Raw genomic sequence first — 20,964 nt, 5'->3', positions numbered from 1 at the left:
GATAAATTTTGAATGTGGATTTATTTTAGCTAACAGGTGTTCACTGGAATCATTCTCAGTTAGCATAGAGTGGCGATGAATAATCATCTTTTGTTTTTCCGGAGTTAAGTATGGTGAGCAGACCATTAATCGCACAGGGATATTCGCTGGCTGAGGAAGTAGCCAACAGTATAAGCCACGGCATTGGCCTGGTTTTTGGGATTGTCGGCTTAGTGTTATTGCTGGTACAGGCAGTGGATACCAACGCCAGCGCGATGGCCATTACCAGTTACAGCCTGTATGGCGGGAGTATGATCCTGCTTTTCCTGGCCTCAACGCTGTATCACGCGATCCCGCATCAACGGGCGAAGATATGGCTCAAGAAATTTGACCACTGCGCTATCTATCTTCTTATTGCAGGCACCTACACGCCGTTTTTGCTGGTGGGGCTCAACTCGCCGCTGTCGCGTGGCCTGATGATTGTGATCTGGAGCCTGGCGCTGCTGGGGATCCTGTTTAAGCTGACCATTGCGCACCGCTTTAAAGTGTTGTCGCTGGTTACCTATCTGACAATGGGCTGGCTGTCGCTGATTGTGGTGTATCAGTTAGCCGTTAAGCTGGCGGTGGGGGGCGTGACGCTTCTGGCGGTGGGCGGGGTGGTCTACTCGCTGGGCGTGATTTTCTACGTCTGCAAGCGTATCCCTTATAACCATGCCATCTGGCACGGGTTTGTGCTGGGCGGCAGCGTGTGTCACTTCCTGGCAATTTATCTGTATGTAGGGCAGGTGTAGTTTTTTTGTAAGGTGCGGTCTGATGCCCTCACCCCGACCCTCTCCACAGGGAGAGGGATCTCAACACCGTAGGCCCGGTAAGCGCAGCCCCACCGGGCGATATAGCATCAATCTTCCAGTGAATACGGCAGCGGCTCAATGCTGAGCGTATTTGCATCATCCCGCACGCGGAACACGCTGTCGGGCTCCATATCATTATTCATGACAACCTGCACCAGCAGGCGGCCATCATCGAGCTGGACGGCGGCTAACACGGTGCCGGTACGGCGCCAGTTTTCGCCCATCTTCATCTCAAGATCTTCACCCGCTTCCGGCACACGGCTGGCGTGACCAGCCAGCGTCCACAGGGCGCGTTTGTTCGCGCCGCGGAATTTCGCACGCGCCACCATTTCCTGACCGGTGTAGCAGCCCTTCTTAAAGCTGATACCACCCAGCGCCTGGATGTTTGTCGCCTGCGGGATAAACTGCGCGCTGTTTGCCGCGTCAATGACCGGCAGACCCGCTTCGATGTTCAGCGCCAGCCACTGCTGGCTGTTGTTGAGCTGTGCTTCACCGCGCAGGGCGTCAGTGACGCGTTCCGCCGTTGCTTCGTCGGTTACCAGCAGGAAGCGCTCCGCCGGGTGTTCGAACCACAGAATGGAGGTTGCTCCCTCGCTGACCAGCTGTTTTTCCGCATCCGGCAGCTCGGCAAACAGGTTTTTCAGCGCTGCGCGCGCCTGGAAACCCGCGACCCCCAGCAGAACGTGTTCATCGTCCGGGGCGATGGTGACTTTAGAAAAGACCGCGTATTTTTTCAGCTCTTTAAGCTGGGCGTCACGCAGGCTGCGGCGCTCAATAAAGGCGAATCCGTCCTGACGGCGGAACAGACGCAGGTTGCTCCACATTTTGCCTTTTGGATCGCAATGCGCGGCCAGCAGATGCTGGTGCTCAGTCAACTGCGCCACGTCCGCCGTGACCTGGCCTTGCAGGTATTTTTCACTGTCCGCACCGGTCAGTGTCGCCAGTGCCCAGTCATCAAGAGTAATCAGCGTCAGCGGCAGACGCGCAGAGGCGGCGGGCTGGCGAGGAGAAAATGGTGTAAATGCCATAGTGATGTCCTGAATTGCTTAACGCTTTGATAATACCTAATGGTAAAAGAGACTGTATTCAATGCAAGCGCTTTCAGCAGGCCATTCGTGCCATTACGCGGTTATGCGTGGCGCTACGCAAAATAGTGTAATCCGCTGTCTTTATAAGGATTATTCAGGGAGCCTGCTCGAGGTTCGCAATATTCCAGTAAAGAAACGGTCAAAAACACGTTACACTAGCAGGTGTTCCCGGAGAGCAATAATGAATACCAAACGGGATACCGACTGTGCCAAACGTAATGCAGGAAACAGAACATGGATATTAACAACAAGGCCCGTATTCACTGGGCGTGCCGTCGCGGCATGCGTGAACTTGATATCTCCATCATGCCTTTCTTCGAGTATGAGTACGACAGCTTAAGCGATGACGATAAGCGCCTGTTTGTCCGTCTGCTTGAGTCTGACGATCCGGATTTATTCAACTGGCTGATGAATCACGGCAAGCCCGCCGACACCGAGTTGCAACGGATGGTGCAATTAATTCAAACACGGAATCAGGAACGTGGTCCTGTGGCAATCTGATCTTCGCGTCTCGTGGCGCTCACAGTGGATGTCCTTACTGCTCCACGGGCTGGTGGCGGCACTGGTGTTATTGGTGCCGTGGCCGCTTAGCTATACCCCTCTGTGGTTGCTATTGCTGTCGTTTGTGGTGTTTGACAGCGTGCGCAGCCAGCGTCGAATCAACGCCCGTCAGGGTGAAATTAAGCTGCTGATGGATTCTCGCCTGCGCTGGCAGGGAAAAGAGTGGGAGATGATGGGGACGCCGTGGATGCTTAATACCGGGATGATGCTACGGCTGCGTCGGGTCGAGGATAACCGTCGCCAGCACCTGTGGCTGGCCGCAGACAGTATGGATCCCGCGGAGTGGCGAGATCTGCGCCGGTTGATCGTGCAACAGCCGACGCAGGAGTAAATCAGCTGAACTGCTCGGCCATCTCACCCAGAATCTGCTCGCACCAGCTCTGGAGGCGCTCGTCGCTAAGATCGTACTGGTTGGTTTCATCCAGCGCGAGCCCGACAAACAGCTGGCCGTCGGCAATAATCGGTTTTTGACTGGTGAACTCATAGCCTTCCGTAGGCCAGTAGCCGATAAAGGTCGCGCCCTTTGGCGCCAGTTTGTCGTGCAGCATGCCGAGTGCATCAAGGAACCACTCCCCGTAGCCCAGCTGGTCGCCCATGCCGTACATCGCAATGATTTTGCCTTCAAAATTGACTGAATCGAGCTGATCCCAGATAGCTTCCCAGTCTTCCTGAATCTCACCAAAGTCCCAGGTAGGGATACCCAGAATCAGCACATCGTACTGCTCCATCAAGGCGACCGCGTCATCTTTCAGGTTATGCAACGTCACCAGTTCCGGGCCAATGATGTCACGAATTTTCTCCGCCGCCATTTCGGTGTAGCAGGTGCTGGAACCATAGAACAGACCAATATTCATCGCGTAACTATCTCAATTCTTGCTATGACTTTGCGCGTAGTGTACCAGAAACCGATGGCAATCAGGCATAATGGCCAGATTGCAGAACCAAAGGGGCTGATGTGGAAAAGGATCTCGCACTCATCGAACAGTTTCTCGACGCGCTGTGGCTGGAGAAAAACCTCGCTGAAAATACGCTCAGCGCCTATCGTCGGGATCTCACGCTGCTGGTCGAGTGGCTGGCACATCGTGGGCTGACGCTTGAAAGCGCGCAAAGCGATGACCTGCAAGGGTTACTGGCTGAGCGGATGGAAGGGGGGTACAAAGCCACCAGCTCTGCACGTCTGCTGAGCGCCATGCGCCGCCTCTTCCAGCACCTGTACCGCGAGAAGATCCGCGCGGATGACCCCAGCGCACTGCTGGCATCGCCTAAACTGCCTCAGCGGCTGCCAAAAGATCTCAGCGAAGCACAAGTTGAGAGATTATTACAGTCGCCCGCAGTTGACCTTCCGCTGGAGTTACGCGATAAAGCCATGCTTGAACTATTGTATGCCACGGGCTTGCGCGTTTCCGAGCTGGTGGGCCTGACGATGAGCGATATCAGCCTGCGTCAGGGCGTGGTGCGCGTTATCGGTAAAGGGAACAAAGAACGGCTGGTGCCGCTGGGTGAAGAGGCGGTCTACTGGCTGGAGACGTATCTGGAACACGGGCGTCCGTGGCTGCTGAACGGCGTCTCCATAGATGTATTGTTCCCGAGCCAGCGCGCGCAGCAGATGACGCGACAAACGTTCTGGCATCGCATTAAACATTACGCCACACTGGCGGGTATTGACAGTGAGAAGCTGTCGCCGCACGTTTTGCGTCACGCCTTCGCGACGCATCTGTTAAACCACGGCGCTGATTTACGCGTGGTGCAGATGTTGCTTGGACACAGCGATCTTTCAACGACGCAAATATACACCCATGTCGCGACGGAACGCCTGCGGCAGCTACACCAACAGCACCACCCTCGCGCGTGAGTGCCGACGAATTGTTACAGGAACAAATATGAAAAAGTCTTTAGCGCTGTTCACCCTGCTGGCAGCTTCGGTTTCCGGTTTTGCCCATGCGGACGATGCCGCCATTAAACAGTCTCTGACGAAACTCGGCGTCGCCAGCAGCGAGATCCAGCCAGCGCCAGTGGCTGGCATGAAAACGGTGCTGACCAACAGCGGCGTGCTGTACGTGACCGAAGACGGCAAGCACATCATTCAGGGGCCTATGTACGACGTGAGCGGCGCGCAGCCGGTGAACGTCACCAACCAGCTGCTGATGAAAAACCTGAACGCGCTCGAAAAAGAGATGATTGTCTACAAAGCGGCGCAGGAAAAGCACGTTATTACCGTCTTCACCGACATCACCTGCGGCTACTGCCACAAGCTGCATGAAGAGATGAAAGACTACAACGCGCTGGGCATTACCGTGCGTTACCTGGCTTTCCCACGCGCCGGCGTGCAGAGCCAGCCTGAGCAGGATATGAAAGCGATCTGGTGTGCGAAAGACCGCAACAAGGCCTTTGATGACGCGATGAACGGCAAAGGCGTGAAGCCCGCGTCCTGCGATATCGACATCGCTAACCACTACGCGCTGGGCGTACAGTTTGGCGTGAGCGGTACGCCAGCCATTGTGCTGAGTAACGGCTACGTGGTGCCGGGCTACCAGGGGCCAAAAGAGATGAAGGCGTTCCTCGACGAGCACCAGAAACAGATGGGTGGTAAATAATTCGCGTGAAAGCCCCGATAAAACTGCGCCGCCGCGATGCGGGTGAAACCGCGGATTTACCAGACACGCTTCCGCTGCTGTTAAAGCGGCTGTACGCCAGCCGTGGCGTGCGTACGGCAAGCGATCTTGAGCGCAGCGTCAAAGGCATGCTGCCCTGGCAAGCGCTGAATGGCATCGAAAAAGCGACTGAAATGCTCTACGACGCGTTCCGGGAAGGCACGCGGATTGTCGTGGTGGGCGATTTCGATGCCGACGGCGCAACCAGTACCGCGTTGAGCGTGCTCAGCCTGCGTGCGCTGGGCTGTGATAACGTGACTTACCTGGTGCCGAACCGGTTTGAAGACGGCTACGGCCTCAGCCCGGAAGTGGTCGATCAGGCCCACGCCCGTGGCGCACAGATGATCATGACCGTGGATAACGGGATCTCTTCTCATGCGGGGGTCGATCATGCCCATGCGCTGGGGATCCCGGTACTGGTCACCGATCACCACCTGCCAGGCGAAACTCTGCCTGCCGCCGAAGCCATCATTAACCCGAACCTGCGCGACTGCGATTTCCCGTCGAAATCGCTGGCCGGAGTAGGGGTGGCGTTTTATCTGATGCTGGCGTTACGCACGTTGCTGCGAGATAAGGGCTGGTTCGAATCGCGCGGGATTGCCGTGCCGAACCTCGCGGAGTATCTCGATCTGGTGGCGCTGGGAACCGTGGCGGACGTGGTGCCGCTCGATACCAATAACCGTATTCTCACCTGGCAGGGCTTAAGCCGCATTCGGGCAGGTAAATGCCGTCCGGGGATTAAGGCGCTGCTGGAAATTGCCAACCGCGATCCGCTGAAGCTTGCGGCAAGCGATTTAGGCTTTGCCCTCGGCCCGCGCCTGAACGCGGCGGGGCGGCTGGATGATATGTCGGTTGGCGTTGCGCTGCTGCTGTGCGACAACATCGGCGAAGCGCGCGTGCTGGCCAGTGAGCTGGACGCACTCAACCAGACCCGTAAAGAGATTGAGCAGGGCATGCAGGCCGAAGCGCTGACCCTGTGCGAAAAGCTGGAGCGCAGCGGCGATACCCTGCCGGGCGGGCTGGCGATGTATCACCCCGAATGGCACCAGGGCGTGGTGGGCATTCTGGCGTCGCGCATTAAAGAGCGTTTCCACCGCCCGGTGATCGCGTTCGCCCCCGCCGGGGACGGCACGCTGAAAGGCTCCGGTCGTTCCATTCAGGGTCTGCATATGCGCGATGCGCTGGAGCGTCTGGATACGCTGCATCCGAACCTGATGATTAAGTTCGGCGGTCACGCGATGGCGGCAGGCCTGTCGCTGGAAGAGGCGAAGTTCGACGAATTCCAGCGTCTGTTTGGCGAACTGGTCACCGAGTGGATCGATCCGGCTCTGTTGCAGGGTGAAGTGGTTTCTGACGGTGAGCTTTCACCGGCTGAAATGACCATGGAGGTGGCGCAGATGCTGCGCGATGCCGGCCCGTGGGGGCAGATGTTCCCGGAACCGCTTTTCGACGGACGTTTTCGTTTGCTGCAACAGCGCATCGTGGGCGAACGCCATCTCAAAGTGATGGTGGAACCGGTCGGCGGCGGACCGCTGCTCGATGGCATCGCCTTTAACGTTGATACCTCCATCTGGCCGGACAACGGCGTGCGCGAGGTTGAGCTGGCCTATAAGCTGGATATTAACGAGTTCCGCGGTAACCGCTCCCTTCAGATCATCATCGACAATATCTGGCCAATTTAGCGTCAGTAATCTCTATAAAAAAGGGCGTGGATTCGGTACAATCCCGCTCTTATCACCGCATTTTGACAAGCTCATAAAAGAAAACAGACCATGTTTGAAATTAATCCGGTAAAAAACCGCATTCAGGACCTCACGGAGCGCTCTGACGTTCTTAGGGGGTATCTTTGACTACGATGCCAAGAAAGAGCGTCTCGAAGAAGTAAACGCCGAGCTGGAACAGCCGGACGTCTGGAACGAACCTGAGCGCGCTCAGGCGCTGGGTAAAGAGCGTTCCTCCCTCGAAGCCATCGTAGATACGCTGGATCAAATGGCGCAGGGTCTGGAAGATGTTTCTGGGCTGCTGGAGCTGGCTGTCGAAGCCGACGACGAAGAAACCTTTAACGAAGCCGTGGCAGAGCTCGACGTGCTGGAAGAGAAGCTGGCGCAGCTGGAATTCCGTCGCATGTTCTCCGGCGAATACGATAGCGCTGACTGCTATCTCGATATTCAGGCAGGTTCTGGCGGTACCGAAGCGCAGGACTGGGCGAGCATGCTGATGCGCATGTACCTGCGCTGGGCGGAAGCGCGCGGTTTCAAAACCGAGATTATCGAAGAGTCCGAAGGTGAAGTGGCGGGTATCAAATCCGTTACCATCAAGATTATTGGCGATTACGCCTACGGCTGGCTGCGTACTGAAACCGGCGTTCACCGCCTGGTGCGTAAGAGCCCGTTCGATTCCGGCGGCCGTCGTCACACCTCCTTCAGCTCCGCGTTTGTCTACCCGGAAGTGGATGAAGATATCGATATCGACATCAACCCGGCGGACCTGCGTATCGACGTTTACCGCGCATCCGGCGCGGGTGGTCAGCACGTTAACCGTACGGAATCTGCGGTGCGTATTACCCACATTCCAACCGGGCTGGTAACACAGTGCCAGAACGACCGTTCCCAGCATAAGAACAAAGACCAGGCCATGAAGCAGATGAAAGCGAAGCTTTATGAGCTGGAGATGCAGAAGAAAAATGCTGAGAAGCAGGCGATGGAAGACAACAAGTCCGATATCGGCTGGGGCAGCCAGATCCGTTCTTACGTCCTTGATGACTCCCGCATCAAAGACCTGCGTACCGGGGTTGAAACCCGCAACACGCAGGCGGTGCTGGACGGCAGCCTGGACCAATTTATCGAAGCAAGTTTGAAAGCAGGGTTATGAGGAACCAACATGTCTGAACAACAAGCACAGGGCGCTGACGCGGTAGTCGATCTTAACAACGAACTGAAAACCCGCCGCGAGAAGCTGGCAGCGCTGCGCGAGCAGGGCGTGCCGTTCCCGAACGATTTTCGTCGTGACCATACCTCAGACCAACTGCACGCAGACTTCGACGGTAAAGAGAACGAAGAGCTGGAAGCGCTGAACGTTGAAGTGTCCGTGGCGGGCCGCATGATGACCCGTCGTATCATGGGTAAAGCGTCCTTCGTGACCTTACAGGACGTTGGCGGCCGCATTCAGCTGTACGTCTCTCGTGACGACCTGCCGGAAGGCATCTACAACGAGCAGTTCAAAAAGTGGGACCTCGGCGATATCCTGGGCGCTAAAGGTAAACTGTTCAAAACCAAGACCGGTGAACTGTCTATCCACTGCACCGAACTGCGTCTGCTGACCAAAGCCCTGCGCCCGCTGCCGGACAAGTTCCACGGTTTGCAGGATCAGGAAGCGCGCTATCGTCAGCGTTACCTGGATCTCATCTCTAACGATGAATCCCGTAAGACCTTCAAAATTCGCTCCCAGATCATGGCCGGTATTCGCCAGTTCATGGTTAACCGCGACTTTATGGAAGTAGAAACCCCGATGATGCAGGTGATCCCAGGCGGTGCCTCCGCCCGTCCGTTCATCACCCATCACAACGCCCTGGACCTGGACATGTACCTGCGTATCGCGCCGGAACTGTATCTGAAGCGTCTGGTGGTCGGCGGTTTCGACCGTGTGTTTGAGATCAACCGTAACTTCCGTAACGAAGGTATCTCCGTACGTCATAACCCAGAGTTCACCATGATGGAACTCTATATGGCGTATGCGGATTACAAAGATCTGATCGAGCTGACCGAATCCCTGTTCCGCACCCTGGCGCAGGACATTCTGGGCACCACCCAGGTGCCTTACGGTGAAGAGGTGTTCGACTTCGGCAAGCCGTTCGAAAAACTGACCATGCGCGAAGCGATCAAGAAATACCGTCCGGAAACCAACATGGCGGATCTGGATAACTTCGACTCTGCGAAAGCGATCGCTGAAAGCATCGGTATTAAGGTTGAGAAGAGCTGGGGCCTGGGTCGTATCGTGACCGAGATCTTCGAAGAAGTGGCCGAAGCGCATCTGATTCAGCCGACCTTCATCACTGAATACCCGGCGGAGGTGTCTCCCCTGGCGCGTCGTAATGACGAGAACCCGGAAATCACTGACCGCTTCGAATTCTTCATCGGTGGCCGCGAAATCGGTAACGGCTTTAGCGAGCTGAACGATGCAGAAGATCAGGCGCAGCGCTTCCAGGATCAGGTTAACGCGAAAGCGGCAGGCGACGACGAAGCGATGTTCTTCGACGAAGACTACGTGACCGCGCTGGAGCACGGTCTGCCGCCGACGGCTGGCCTGGGTATTGGTATCGACCGTATGGTGATGCTGTTCACCAACAGCCACACCATCCGCGACGTGATCCTGTTCCCGGCGATGCGTCCGGTGAAATAAGCCGTTAAGAGGTAAAAAAAGCCCCGTGCGTTTATCGCCGGGGCTTTTTTATTGCGCCGCGAAGGCGCTGAGTTTTTCACGCGCGGTGTTCGCTTCCTGCACCATCCACGGGCTAAATGCCCACGGTGTGGCGTCCAGCGCGCGGAATAGCGCGTCCAGCTCCACCCACTGATACTCCATCACTTCATCGTCATTGATTGCGAGGGTATTCGTTACGCGGGCGGCATAGACCGGGCAGATTTCGTTTTCAACGATCCCTGACGGGTCGGCTTCACGGTAGCGGAACTCCGGGGCAATGGGGGTGATGTCTGTGATTTCGGCGCCGACTTCAAAGCGACAGCGGCGGATAATCGCCTGCTCTGTCGCTTCGTCGGCCTGTGGATGACCGCAAACGGAGTTGGTCCATACGCCGGGCCAGGCTTTTTTACTTAATGCGCGCCGGGTGATCAGACATTCTCCATTAGCGTTAAACAGCCATGAAGAGAAGGCCAGGTGTAGCGGGGTGTGTGACGTGTGCGCGGCGTACTTCTCCTGAGTGCCAATCACCTTTCCCTGGTCATTTACCAAAATAACGTGTTCTTGAATACTCATTGATGCTCCAGTGCCAAAATGCTTAATGGTTCAGCACCATCAGCGGAATTATTATACTGCATTCTTATGCGAACGGTTTGGCCCACAGAGCGGAAAAGGGCATGACCCGCATCAGTTTGGGCTGCTATCATAGTGCGCCATTCACGCTGACCGAGGAGCTGTTTTGTTTGCAGGAAGCCTGACGAGAAACCCGATCATTGCCGTTTTCTGCCTGACGCTGACGCTACTTGTAGCAGGATGCTCGGGGAGTAAATCTTCGGATATGGGCAGTTATTCCGGTGCAGTCTATACCGTTAAGCGCGGGGACACGCTCTACCGCATCTCACGCGCCACGGGAACCAGCGTGAAGGAGCTGGCGCGCCTGAATAATATCTCTCCACCGTATACTATTGAGGTAGGGCAGAAGCTCAAGGTTAACGGCGGTTCCTCCTCAGGGAAAAAGTCCTCAACGCGTAAAACAGCCAAAGTCACGCCATCCTATCAGGTGCCTAAATCATCCTGGCCGCCGGTCGGTCAGCGCTGCTGGATCTGGCCTGCAAGCGGAAAAGTGGTTGCGCCGTACTCGCTCTCGGAAGGTGGCAATAAAGGTATTGATATCGCTGCCGCACGCGGCACACCGGTTTACGCTTCAGGGGCCGGGAAGGTGGTCTATGTCGGTAACCAGCTTCGTGGATACGGTAACCTGATCATGATTAAGCATGGTGAGGACTACATTACGGCGTATGCGCATAACGACACGATGCTGGTCAATAACGGCCAGAACGTGAAGGCGGGGCAGAAGATTGCGACCATGGGCAGTACCGGGACGGATACGGTTAAGCTGCACTTCCAGATCCGCTATAAGGCCACGGCCATCGATCCGCAGCGTTATCTTCCGGCGCAGGGCAGTAAGCCGAAGTGCTAAGTGATTATTTAATCGCCACTTAGTGGAGTAAAGGCTTGTATGAAGAGGCGTAAGGTCTATAATGCCTTACGCACCTCAAAGCGGGCGTAGTTCAATGGTAGAACGAGAGCTTCCCAAGCTCTATACGAGGGTTCGATTCCCTTCGCCCGCTCCAGAATTTCCCCAAGTAGAACCGTTCAAAAACTTTCTTTATTTCAGTAGGTTGCTCAGTAGCGCTGACTAACTTGTTTAGGCGTTATGTCCTGTAGAGCATTGACGTCCTCCCTGCACACGAAATGCAGGTAACCCTCTGACAGTCTTATGAAATCGCTGTGCTTCGCTTGTCTTCTAACCTCTAAGGGGCTTAATGGTTTCTGTTGTCTAAAACCAGAAGAGAAAGAGCCAGCGTGGCAGCTGGCTATGTTTTTAGTATGGTGATGCGGTTAAATAGACAGGGACGGAGTAGATCGAGCCACCTGCCAGATAATCCGCAGGGCTGTGAAAGGTGTAAATGGTTCCCTTCACGGAAAGGTAGATCGCATTATTCTCGACCTTCTTCAATGCATCTTTGTCCGTGGTGATCATGAAAGGCTGGTGATCGTTCTCCAGACTCGCCATAAACGCTTTATCATCTTTGGTTACATCATAGAGATAGAAACGGTAGGAAAAGCCTGTGGTGGCTCCTGCACTCGCTTCTGTGATGTAAAGATTAGCCAGATTGTTAACTTTCGCCTTCTTAATAATCACTTGCTCAAGTGGTGAGAAGTGCAGCAAGTTGTATATCCCATAGGCGACAACAGCCAACAGGATCAGAAGTAGATACCGCTTCTTAAAAACCTGTGCGTTTTGCATAGTCGATACCCGCTCTTATCCAGTACTGGTCGTTAGGATCATCACCGTAAGGCGTTGAGCCAAACCAATCACCAAAAGCCGGATCCGTTGTTCCTGCGCGGCTTTGCGCCCATCCTGCGCCACCGTCATCTTTAAGCCATAGGTAAGCTGGAATAGCCATTTTCACTTTTTCCTCATGCTGTTATAAAAAAAACCATAGAGAAAGTGTACCTATATGTGAGAGGGCAATAAACGATTAAATCTAACAAAATCATTAATTTAAATGTGATTAAATTTGAGTTAAGTTAAATTAAAGGGAAGGTAGGCATTGCACCCTCTCGATTATTGCAAAGCCCGTATGTAATCTGGCAAGGCTTTCAATTGGCTATCTTTCATCGCCGGAACAGGAATACCCCTATCAGTCTTTCCTGTACTGGCGTACCTGCTTCCCCCTTTCGTTCATTGTTATGATCGGTTGTCGGCATAACACGCTAAGTTGCACATTTCCTGCACCCTGGATACCCTGAGATTAATCCTAATAACTCAAGGGTGAGTATGGCTACCGGGAAGAGAAAGAACCAAAAGGAATCACCTGAAGAAGAGTTAGATCGCTTGCTGAATGAGCTTGAACTCACAGAGGAGCAACGGGAGTTTATCGAATCCATGCGGGAGGATAAGGGCGATCCCAGTAGTGAGTAACGCTTGCCTTCAGCCGAACGAATACGAATGGCCGCGTAACGGCATTGTAAAGATTTCTTCTCCTCACGAGGGCTTCCGTCAGCGTCGATGGCTCAGCGTACCGTGCCAGAAATTGTCCTGAAATGATGCGGTATTCAGACCGGATCGGACTACTATTCATTATGATTTATCAATGCATTATACCCTGACCATGTGCATGTAAAATCGCGGAGCCGGGAGAGTTGACGGCAATGTAAAAGAAATCATGAGGAAAGAAATATGGCTGCTACAAACGGTATGATTGATACTGATGACGCTGTAATTTTACTCATCGACCATCAGAGTGGCTTATTCAACACGGTACGTGATGTGCCTGTACCAGACCTTCGTAATTATGTGACAGCGATAGCCAAAGTTGCCACGCTTTTAAATATCCCGGTGATCACCACGGCCTCTGTTCCTGACGGTCCCAATGGCCCGCTCATCCCGGAAATTCACAAATATGCACCCCATGCCGTGTATGTTCCACGCACCGGGCAGATTAATACCTGGGATAATCCGGCGTTTGTGAAGGAAGTGGAAAAGACGGGCAGAAAGACCCTGATTATTGCCGGCACGCTCACCAGCGTCTGCATGGCGTTCCCTGCGGTTAGCGCTGTCCAGGAGGGGTATAAGGTTTACTGTGTTGTGGATGCCTCGGGGAACTGGTCCAAAATCGCGACCGATACCACCATCGCGCGCGTGGCTCAGGCGGGGGCGATCCCTACCGATACGTTTGCCATTGTCGCTGAATTAATGAGAACCTGGAACCGCGCGGAAGGTTCTCGCTTTGCTGAGATCCTGGCAGAGCATGTCTGTCCGGAATATAAGTGCCTGATTGAAAGTTTCGGCAAAGCTCAGGAAATTGCCAGAACGGGCCCGGAAACCAATCTGGAGCATTATAAGTAAGGCCGGATAAACCTGACCAAAATTCCTGGATTTTATCGTCCTGTACCTGAGCGTATTACAGGTGCAGGACGTAGCGGCGTCGTATTCCGGACGTCGCTGAATTGTCAGAGATATTAAGAGGGGCTGAACCACGCATAATTTAAAATTAAACCCTCTTCCTTTTTACGTCATCAGGCGCCCCTGTTATATCTGTCGGCAAATTTTTTATTTCCCGGATCGCAGATGAAAACACGACTCCTCCTGTGCGCGGGCTTATTTGCCGCCTCCAGTGCCCATGCCAGCGCCCTCTATTTTTATGAAGCCGGCACCGAAGATACCGCGCTTGCCGGAGCAGGGCAGGCGGCTCGTGCGCAGGACGCCTCGACAATCATGACCAACCCTGCTGGCATGACGCGCCTGCCGGATCATATGGTCACCGGTGGGTTACAGGTTATGGATGGCTCCATCGATAACCAGCTGGATAACGATGCCCATCAAAGCCCCGGCGACGTGATGAAAACCATCCCGAATGCCAGCGCCTTTTATAGCCAGAAGATAAACGATGATCTTTATGCCGGGATCGGGCTTTACGGTAATTACGGTCTGGGGATCGACTATGGCAGCTGGGCGGGCGACAGGCTAATTAAAAAGAGTACTATGGTCGCAATGACGCTCAGCCCCTCGCTGGCCTATAAGCTTAACGACCGTCTTTCGATTGGCGCGTCCGCCAACGTTAACTACGGTTACTTCTCGCTGACTCGCAGCGTTAACGATGATGACTACCGGCGACGCGATGAAGACCTAGCCATGAGCTATCGGCTTGGGCTGCTGATGCAGCTAACTGACCAGACCCGAGCCGGTATTACCTGGAACAGCGAAACGGACTACAGCTTCAATATTGACGGCAACGCGCGTCTACAGAACGGCACCTACGACCTCCCGGTGTCGGCACAAATCAGCGCGCCGCAGCAAATCATGCTCAGTCTTGTGCATGATATTAACCCTCGGTGGTCGGTTATGGGCGATCTCGGCTGGCAGGACTGGAGCCAGTTCGGTGCCCCGCAAATCGTCGTTGGGGATCGGCAACTGAACAACGTCAGCCGCCTGAAGGATACGTGGCACGGCGCGGTGGGCGTGCAGTATCGTCCAACACCTCAGTGGCGACTGAATATCGGTGTGGCGTTCGACAGCTCGCCGTATGAGAGTCAGAGTGATGTGGCCTTAACTTTACCCACCGGGGATGAGTGGCGATTTGGCACGGGAGCCCAGTATCAGATCACCCCGGCCAGCAATATTGGTATTGCCGTGTCGTATCTTCATATGCAGTCGTCGCATGTGAAATCCCCGACGGCGTTTGCCGGAAGTTACGATCATCCTTATCTTTGGTTTGCCAGCGTCAACTACAGCTATCAGTTTTGATCGGCTAACCGCTTAAAATATATGGTCTATAATGGCAGATATTGAATGTCAGAAGGTTGTACCATGCATATTTTACCGCCTGTTCGACCCGAAAAATCCATCGAAAGACTGACCGCCATCCTTGAGCCGATAGCGGAGAAAGTGCACGTTGTTCCGCGTAAGCGACTCACCTGGTTACGGAAGGGGAAACAGCAGATGTACCTCTTTCTGGAAGGAGAGCTGTCCCTGCTGCGGGCTTCGGATGGACTGGTGGTAGTGACCGTTTACGAGCCGCATTTGTTTGGTATTGCAGAGATGATCCAGCCTACGCAGGGGCACCTTCTCCGTGCTGAAAGAGAGTCGACTATTTTACGTCTCGATGCGGACAAGGCGGCTAAGTTGTTTCGTGCCGAGGGCGTCTGGGAGGATGTCGCCGCGCTGCTCTCATACCATACGGCCTATTTAATATTCCGTGATGCCCAGGTACTCCAGCAGCGTACCTATTCCGTTATTCGTAACCACCTTCAGGAAATGATTTTGCTCCCGGAAGAGACGCGTTTGCGTACCACGATTCTGGAATATATCCAGGATCGTACGCTGCTCTCTCGCAGCAGTATACTCAATGTATTATCTGCCCTTAAGCAGGGGGAATATATCGCCTTTAAGCGCGGTGGATATCTGCTTGAGGTCAGACATTTACCCGAGTCATTCTAGCGGAAGTTTAAAATTAAACAGAAATGCAATTAACGCTACCGTTAATTTTCTATATCGTTTGCTTTCTCAGATTTAACATTATCAAGTAAACGGTATATTTATGAAAAAGACAGTTATCGCATTGATTATGGCTAATGCATTTACCGCCACTTCCGCGTTCGCCGCCGCTGATGCGGGCACCTGGTATAGCGGGGCGAAATTCGGCTGGTCTCACTATTTTGATACCAATATGGGTTCAAAAGCGTTTGAGAACACGCATTCCGATCACTTCGATTTTAACCATGATAATGTCGGCGGGGGTGTTTATACGGGTTATCAGATTACCCCATGGCTTGCGGTAGAAGGTGGTTATGATTATTTAGGTAACATGCAGATTAAAGGTCAGCATGGCGCCGGGGCGCAAATGAAGACGCAGGGGCTGCAAATGTCTCTGAAGGCCAGTTATGCCCTGACCAGTGACTGGGATATTTACGGCCGTGCCGGCGCAATGGGCTATCGCGCTGAATCCGATGTAAGTGGTCACAATCGTTTTGAAACCGGTGTGCGCCCGCTTGCAGCCGTGGGTACTGAATACGCTTTCAATAAAAACTGGGCGGGCCGCCTGGAATATCAGTGGGTAAGCAACGTGGGCAATGTTAACCAGATCGGCGTGAGCAGCGACCTGAGTTCCGTCACCGCAGGGCTTAGCTATCGCTTTGGTCAGTACGACTGATGCCCGTGATATGCCCATTAATAAAAACCCGGCTGCTTATGTTGCCGGGTTTTTTATTTTCAGCTGGTGAATAACGGTTCAAGAATGATATGAATATTTTGCAGGCCCGTGACATTATTATCTTTCAGGTATTGCTGATTAACCATATCTAACTGTTCCAGTTTGGTCAGCGAGGCATAGACGCGTTGAACGTCACTGTCCGCAACAAAAATTTCTTTTGCGGTGGTGTCCTGTAGATACTGTGATTTTACGCTGCGCGTTAAGGTCTCGATCTGCTGTTTATTTTCCTGATAAAGAGACGCGATATGCGATATCTGTGCCTGCGGCGGTTTTTCCCCCGGCAACACCAGTGGAATTTGCAGATGATTAATTTTTTCAACATTGTCTGGTTGGGGAGAACTACAGGCTGATAATGTGCTGATGGTTAATACAGCGAAAAAGAACGGCAGGCTCTTCATCGAATCACTCCGGGGAAATAACTGGACTCAGCATTATCCCTTAAGGACGCAGCGACGAAAGAATAAACTAATTTATTTATAAACGTTATTTCCATAGGTTAAAGATAAGCCTGGTGATAGCCTCCTTTCCCCCCATATACCGCCAGCGTGAATATAACTCCTCGAGGAAGTATGAAATTTAAAACTCTCGTTAGTGCGATGGCCGTTGCTGGTCTGCTATTAGTGTCGTTGACCTCATTGCCTGTCCTGGCACAAAAGGAAGGGAAGGGAGCCACTGCCCATACGAAAGAGATGAATGATGCACTTTATGGTCAACTGCCCTTCTTTGATAAGACCGATTTCCGAAATGCGCACAAAGGCTTTATTGCCCCGCTGCCACCCGCGGTGATTAAAGGCGAAAAAGGCGCCGTTATCTGGAACCCCCAGAAATACGCTTTTATCAAAGAAGGGCAAAAAGCGCCGGATACCGTCAACCCGAGCCTGTGGCGTCAGGCGCAGCTGAATAATATTGGCGGTCTGTTTGAGGTCACGGAAGGCGTCTACCAGATCCGTAACCTCGATCTGTCGAATATGACGATTATAGAGGGCAAAGAGGGGATCACGGTTATCGATCCGCTGGTGTCTGCGGAAACGGCCAAAGCGGGCATGGATCTTTACGTTCAACATCGTGGCAAACGCCCGGTTGTTGCCGTTATTTATACCCATAGTCATGTCGATCATTATGGCGGCGTGCGTGGCGTAGTCGATGAAGCGGGAGTGATAACCGGCAAAGTGAAAGTCTATGCTCCAGCAGGTTTTATGGAAGAGGCGGTATCGGAAAATATCATGGCCGGAAATGCCATGAGCCGCCGTGCCAGTTATATCTACGGAAACCTGTTAAAGGCCAATGTAAAAGGTCAGGTAGGGGCGGGTCTGGGGACGACCACCTCAGCCGGGACGGTCACGCTTATCGCGCCCACTCACGCCATTACCGAAGACGGGCAGAAAGAGATCATCGACGGTCTCACCTATGATTTTATGCTGGCGCCGGGGTCGGAAGCGCCGTCTGAAATGCTCTGGTATGTGGAAGAGAAAAAGCTGATTGAAGCAGCAGAGAACGTCACTCACACCCTGCACAATACTTACTCGCTGCGCGGGGCGAAGATACACGATCCGCTGGCATGGTCAAAATACATCAATAACGCCCTCGATCGTTGGGGGGATAAAGCGGAAATTATTATCGCGCAGCACCACTGGCCCACATGGGGTAATAAGAAAGTGGTGAAGCTGATGAAAAGCCAGCGTGATATCTACCGCTATATCAACGACCAGACGCTGAGGCTGGCGAATAAAGGGCTGACGAGGGATGAGATAGCCGCTAATTTCGCCCTGCCTTACGGGCTGGCAAAATCCTGGGCAGGCCGTGGCTATTACGGCTCGGTAAGTAACAATGTCAAAGCCACCTATGTCTACTATCTTGGCTGGTTCGACGGAAATCCGGCGACGCTCAATGAACTGCCTCCGGTCGAGGCAGCGAAAAAATATGTCGATTACATGGGCGGAGCCCGCGCGATCCTTGAAAAAGCCCGGGTTGATTATGCCCGGGGAAATTACCGCTGGGTGGCGCAGGTAGTGAGTAAAGTCGTTTTTGCCGATCCAAATAATAAGGCGGCGCGCGAACTGGAAGCGGACGCGGTTGAACAGCTGGGATACCAGGCCGAGTCAGGACCCTGGCGTAACGCCTACCTCACCGGTGCGCAGGCGTTGCGTAACGGCGTGAAGAGGATGCCGACGCCCAATACCGCCAGCCCGGATGCGGTTCGTGCCATGTCGACTGAGATGATTTTTGACTACTTCGGCGTTCACCTTAACGGCGTCAGAGCTGCGAATGCCAGAGGGATTTTTAACGTTGATCTGGGTCGCGAGGGCGGCAGGTACAAGCTGGAGCTGGAGAATGGCGTGCTGAACCATATCGCCAACGCTCAGGCAGAAGATCCGGATGCAACCATCACGCTCAGCCGCGAAACGCTGAATAAAATCATCCTCAAAGAGACCACGTTGAAAAAGGCGCAACAGGCAGGAGAGGTGACGATCGTCGGCAATGCCGCGAAGGTAAACGAAATGCTGCGCTGTATGGAGAGCTTCAGCTTCTGGTTTCCTGTCGTCACCCCTTAAACGTAAAAAAGGCTGCTTTCGCAGCCCTTTAGCTTTCGCCTGCAACAATTTGCCGGGTGGCAGCTTCGCCTTACCCGGCCTACACTCTGCGCGCCTTGAGCGCTAGATGACGCCATCCCCGCCGTCTGAACACCACACCTGCCCGGAGGTGTATGAACACTCATCCGAGGCCAGGGTGACATACAGCGGTGCGATCTCCACGGGCTGTCCCGGGCGTCCCAGAGGGGTACTCTCGCCAAAATGTTTCACTTTTTCCTGTGGCTGCCCACCGCTGGGCTGAAGCACGGTCCAGTAAGGTCCCGGCGCTACCGCGTTCACGCGGATCCCCTTCGGTCCCAGCTGTTTCGCCAGCGCTTTAGTGAACACCGCGAGACAGGCTTTGGTCTGCGCATAGTCAAGCAGTACGGCGCTCGGTTTAACCGCCTGAACGGAGGAGGTGTTAATGATGGAAGCAGGGGCTTTCATATGGCGCAACGCCGCCTTTGTGATCCAGAAAGGCGCATAGACGTTGGTCTTAAAGGTCGCGTCAAAATCTTCCGTGGTCAGTTCTTCCAGCGATTCACGGTACTGCTGGCGGCCTGCGTTATTCACCAGGATATCCAGCCCGCCCAGTTTTGAGACGGCCTGCTCCACCAGGTTCTGACAAAAAGTTTCGTCCCGCACATCGCCCGGAAGCGCGACGGCATTCCGTCCTTCCGCTTTAATCAGGGCGATGACTTCCGCTGCGTCTTCTTCCTCTTCCGGCAAATAGTTAATCGCGACATCTGCCCCTTCGCGGGCATAGGCAATGGCTACCGCGCGTCCTATGCCGGAATCGCCCCCGGTAATTAGCGCCTTCTTACCGGCAAGACGACCATGCCCTTTGTAGCTCTTCTCGCCGTGGTCGGGTACGGGTTCCATCTCAGAGGCCAGACCCGGTGGCGTCTGGGGCTGCTCCGGGAAAGGTGGCGTTGGGTAAGCGTTCGTACGTTGTTCATTATCACTCATAGCTAACTCCTTGTTAGGGGTGAGATTTGATGGATAGTTACAGCGTTAACGCTTCGCTGAATTATTTTTGCAAGTGGCTGACCCGCACTACGGGTGGGGATGATTTTTTATCGAGCGAGCCGCTAATACTGATCATGTTGTCAGGTTCCACGGTTCTGTCGTCAAATACGGCTTTCGGGATAATAACGTCGATTTTCCCGGTTTTATCCTGGAATACGTATTTATCGCCATTGCCATCAATAAGATTGCCGCGCAATGAAATAGAGGCACCATCATGCATCTCTTTCGCCTGAGTAATGGTCATAATGCGCGCATCATCGGTACCACGATAACCGCTGTCCAGCGCATGCGGCGGTGGCGGCGCGTCACCCTTTTGTAACCCGCCGTTATTATCTGCCCATGCAGTAGGGATAATTAATATTAACAAGGCTGAAATCACTGATAATTTCATCTGATATCCTTCATTTTGGATGTCTTGACTTATTAAGTATTGTTGCTATTCCTTTATGTGGCAAATGTGATAAGTCTTAAAAGCATTTGCACAGGAAAATCATAAATTTCGGCAATTAAGCGAAACGGTGACCACAGCCATGGAACCAAAAAATGAAAAAGTGCCTGGGATAAAAGAGAGTAGCCGTTTACTGACGTTTGAGTATGCATTTCGCCAGGTGGGTTTTATTGTGCTGTTAGCTATTATCGTGGCCGCGATAGCCGGCCTGTTTTCCAGCGGCGCGGTCAGCGACGTGGAGAAAACAAACGAAGCAAAATCCCTGACCCTGAGCTATGAGCGCTTCGGTCGCCGCCAGACCGAATCGCGGATGGCACTGACGTTTCCGGTGACGTCTGAGGGGAAATATACCCTCAGCATGACCAGCGAAAGCAGCGACGCATATGAGCCCGGCAGCGTCTGGCCACAGCCGGACAGCATGTACAGCCGGGGGAATACCCTGTTTCTCGTCTACGATCGTTTACAACAGACCGATAAATTTACCGTTTTGTTATTCATCACGCCTTCAAAAGCAGGGAAGTGGACAAACAGTATCCGCGTAAACAACGAGCCAGATATCCATTTCTGGCAGTTTATTTACCCCTAGGAGTCGAAT

The 20,964-nt window shown here is 53.6% G+C and carries 24 protein-coding genes and 1 tRNA gene; 17 read left to right on the top strand and 8 right to left on the bottom strand.

What is annotated here, in order from left to right; all coding sequences use genetic code 11:
* Positions 1-110: 110 nt before the first annotated feature.
* On the top strand, positions 111-770 hold the full coding sequence (gene trhA / locus ACQG0T_RS18830) for a PAQR family membrane homeostasis protein TrhA (RefSeq protein ID WP_047050804.1): 660 nt from the start codon (positions 111-113) through the stop codon (positions 768-770).
* 107 nt (positions 771-877) lie between these two features.
* Here trhA and ygfZ read toward each other — a convergent pair whose 3' ends face one another.
* Positions 878-1,858: a tRNA-modifying protein YgfZ gene (ygfZ, locus tag ACQG0T_RS18825; protein WP_022649306.1), complete on the bottom strand. Its 981-nt coding sequence runs from the start codon at positions 1,856-1,858 to the stop codon at positions 878-880.
* Between the two features lie 294 nt (positions 1,859-2,152).
* On the opposite strand from ygfZ, the gene sdhE reads away from it, so the two are divergent.
* Together sdhE and ACQG0T_RS18815 are read left to right on the top strand one after the other, a co-directional pair.
* A complete protein-coding gene (gene sdhE / locus ACQG0T_RS18820; protein WP_003863437.1) occupies positions 2,153-2,419 on the top strand; it encodes an FAD assembly factor SdhE in 267 nt (88 codons plus the stop codon).
* Entirely contained in the window at positions 2,400-2,810 is a 411-nt protein-coding gene (locus ACQG0T_RS18815) for a protein YgfX (protein WP_017382887.1), read from the top strand. The genes sdhE and ACQG0T_RS18815 overlap by 20 nt, the downstream gene beginning before the upstream one ends.
* A 1-nt stretch (position 2,811) precedes the next feature.
* Here ACQG0T_RS18815 and fldB read toward each other — a convergent pair whose 3' ends face one another.
* Positions 2,812-3,333, bottom strand: coding sequence for a flavodoxin FldB (gene fldB, locus ACQG0T_RS18810; RefSeq protein ID WP_015571793.1), 522 nt, complete (start codon positions 3,331-3,333; stop codon positions 2,812-2,814).
* A gap of 101 nt (positions 3,334-3,434) precedes the next feature.
* Between fldB and xerD the strand changes: the two genes are divergently transcribed.
* The 5 genes from xerD to lysS all read left to right on the top strand — a co-directional run bounded on the left by xerD (position 3,435) and on the right by lysS (position 9,528).
* Complete coding sequence (gene xerD, locus ACQG0T_RS18805; protein WP_003863442.1) at positions 3,435-4,331, top strand: site-specific tyrosine recombinase XerD; 897 nt, start codon at positions 3,435-3,437, stop codon at positions 4,329-4,331.
* Positions 4,332-4,359: 28 nt separating this feature from the next.
* Positions 4,360-5,073 carry a bifunctional protein-disulfide isomerase/oxidoreductase DsbC gene (gene dsbC, locus ACQG0T_RS18800; RefSeq protein ID WP_003863443.1) on the top strand — a complete coding sequence of 238 codons (714 nt, stop codon included), beginning with the start codon at positions 4,360-4,362 and terminating at the stop codon, positions 5,071-5,073.
* 5 nt (positions 5,074-5,078) lie between these two features.
* Positions 5,079-6,812, top strand: a complete 1,734-nt coding sequence (recJ, locus tag ACQG0T_RS18795; protein WP_032649421.1) for a single-stranded-DNA-specific exonuclease RecJ — start codon at positions 5,079-5,081, stop codon at positions 6,810-6,812.
* 90 nt (positions 6,813-6,902) lie between these two features.
* A protein-coding gene (gene prfB / locus ACQG0T_RS18790) for a peptide chain release factor 2 (protein WP_096147815.1) occupies positions 6,903-8,001 on the top strand; the annotation gives its coding sequence in 2 pieces (ribosomal slippage) (positions 6,903-6,977 and positions 6,979-8,001; 1,098 coding nt in all).
* Between the two features lie 9 nt (positions 8,002-8,010).
* Entirely contained in the window at positions 8,011-9,528 is a 1,518-nt protein-coding gene (lysS, locus tag ACQG0T_RS18785) for a lysine--tRNA ligase (RefSeq protein ID WP_003863452.1), read from the top strand.
* Positions 9,529-9,576: 48 nt separating this feature from the next.
* Here lysS and idi read toward each other — a convergent pair whose 3' ends face one another.
* A complete protein-coding gene (gene idi, locus ACQG0T_RS18780; RefSeq protein WP_003863454.1) occupies positions 9,577-10,119 on the bottom strand; it encodes an isopentenyl-diphosphate Delta-isomerase in 543 nt (180 codons plus the stop codon).
* A 163-nt stretch (positions 10,120-10,282) separates the two neighbouring features.
* On the opposite strand from idi, the gene actS reads away from it, so the two are divergent.
* Together actS and ACQG0T_RS18770 are read left to right on the top strand one after the other, a co-directional pair.
* Positions 10,283-11,023 carry an amidase activator ActS gene (actS, locus tag ACQG0T_RS18775; RefSeq protein ID WP_022651807.1) on the top strand — a complete coding sequence of 247 codons (741 nt, stop codon included), beginning with the start codon at positions 10,283-10,285 and terminating at the stop codon, positions 11,021-11,023.
* 80 nt (positions 11,024-11,103) lie between these two features.
* Positions 11,104-11,177, top strand: a tRNA-Gly gene (locus tag ACQG0T_RS18770).
* A gap of 251 nt (positions 11,178-11,428) precedes the next feature.
* On the opposite strand, the gene ACQG0T_RS18765 is transcribed toward ACQG0T_RS18770, so the two are convergent.
* Together ACQG0T_RS18765 and ACQG0T_RS18760 are read right to left on the bottom strand one after the other, a co-directional pair.
* Positions 11,429-11,854: a hypothetical protein gene (locus ACQG0T_RS18765; RefSeq protein ID WP_017382883.1), complete on the bottom strand. Its 426-nt coding sequence runs from the start codon at positions 11,852-11,854 to the stop codon at positions 11,429-11,431.
* Positions 11,832-12,014 (bottom strand): hypothetical protein, encoded by a 183-nt coding sequence (locus tag ACQG0T_RS18760; protein ID WP_072134569.1) that lies wholly within the window; start codon positions 12,012-12,014, stop codon positions 11,832-11,834. Before ACQG0T_RS18760 ends, ACQG0T_RS18765 begins: the two co-directional genes overlap by 23 nt.
* 374 nt (positions 12,015-12,388) lie before the next feature.
* On the opposite strand from ACQG0T_RS18760, the gene ACQG0T_RS18755 reads away from it, so the two are divergent.
* The 5 genes from ACQG0T_RS18755 to ACQG0T_RS18735 all read left to right on the top strand — a co-directional run bounded on the left by ACQG0T_RS18755 (position 12,389) and on the right by ACQG0T_RS18735 (position 16,262).
* Positions 12,389-12,532, top strand: coding sequence for a hypothetical protein (locus ACQG0T_RS18755; RefSeq protein ID WP_032654893.1), 144 nt, complete (start codon positions 12,389-12,391; stop codon positions 12,530-12,532).
* Between the two features lie 258 nt (positions 12,533-12,790).
* The gene (locus ACQG0T_RS18750) at positions 12,791-13,459 is read left to right on the top strand and encodes an isochorismatase family protein (protein ID WP_023295377.1); all 669 of its coding nucleotides are present in this window, start codon (positions 12,791-12,793) and stop codon (positions 13,457-13,459) included.
* A gap of 222 nt (positions 13,460-13,681) precedes the next feature.
* Entirely contained in the window at positions 13,682-14,857 is a 1,176-nt protein-coding gene (locus ACQG0T_RS18745; protein WP_040118065.1) for an OmpP1/FadL family transporter, read from the top strand.
* Positions 14,858-14,920: 63 nt separating this feature from the next.
* Entirely contained in the window at positions 14,921-15,550 is a 630-nt protein-coding gene (locus ACQG0T_RS18740) for a winged helix-turn-helix transcriptional regulator (RefSeq protein WP_040118064.1), read from the top strand.
* Between the two features lie 100 nt (positions 15,551-15,650).
* Positions 15,651-16,262 (top strand): outer membrane beta-barrel protein, encoded by a 612-nt coding sequence (locus ACQG0T_RS18735; protein ID WP_023295375.1) that lies wholly within the window; start codon positions 15,651-15,653, stop codon positions 16,260-16,262.
* Positions 16,263-16,321: 59 nt separating this feature from the next.
* On the opposite strand, the gene ACQG0T_RS18730 is transcribed toward ACQG0T_RS18735, so the two are convergent.
* Positions 16,322-16,720 carry a hypothetical protein gene (locus ACQG0T_RS18730; RefSeq protein ID WP_039269849.1) on the bottom strand — a complete coding sequence of 133 codons (399 nt, stop codon included), beginning with the start codon at positions 16,718-16,720 and terminating at the stop codon, positions 16,322-16,324.
* 171 nt (positions 16,721-16,891) lie between these two features.
* Between ACQG0T_RS18730 and ACQG0T_RS18725 the strand changes: the two genes are divergently transcribed.
* Positions 16,892-18,874: an alkyl/aryl-sulfatase gene (locus ACQG0T_RS18725; RefSeq protein ID WP_040118063.1), complete on the top strand. Its 1,983-nt coding sequence runs from the start codon at positions 16,892-16,894 to the stop codon at positions 18,872-18,874.
* Positions 18,875-18,976: 102 nt separating this feature from the next.
* Here the strand turns inward: ACQG0T_RS18725 and ACQG0T_RS18720 are convergent, their stop codons facing one another.
* Together ACQG0T_RS18720 and ACQG0T_RS18715 are read right to left on the bottom strand one after the other, a co-directional pair.
* Entirely contained in the window at positions 18,977-19,861 is an 885-nt protein-coding gene (locus ACQG0T_RS18720) for an SDR family oxidoreductase (protein WP_032649406.1), read from the bottom strand.
* A 61-nt stretch (positions 19,862-19,922) separates the two neighbouring features.
* On the bottom strand, positions 19,923-20,312 hold the full coding sequence (locus ACQG0T_RS18715) for a YdeI family stress tolerance OB fold protein (RefSeq protein WP_003862868.1): 390 nt from the start codon (positions 20,310-20,312) through the stop codon (positions 19,923-19,925).
* A gap of 139 nt (positions 20,313-20,451) precedes the next feature.
* On the opposite strand from ACQG0T_RS18715, the gene ACQG0T_RS18710 reads away from it, so the two are divergent.
* On the top strand, positions 20,452-20,955 hold the full coding sequence (locus ACQG0T_RS18710; protein ID WP_015571782.1) for a hypothetical protein: 504 nt from the start codon (positions 20,452-20,454) through the stop codon (positions 20,953-20,955).
* Positions 20,956-20,964: the final 9 nt, after the last annotated feature.

Origin of the sequence: Enterobacter cloacae complex sp. 302F9 (assembly GCF_050030335.1) — a bacterium.
In the GTDB taxonomy this organism is placed as follows: Bacteria; Pseudomonadota; Gammaproteobacteria; order Enterobacterales; family Enterobacteriaceae; genus Enterobacter; species Enterobacter hormaechei_C.
The sequence above is the reverse complement of the archived record's forward strand: the minus strand, read 5'-3'. Positions and strand labels throughout refer to the sequence as shown.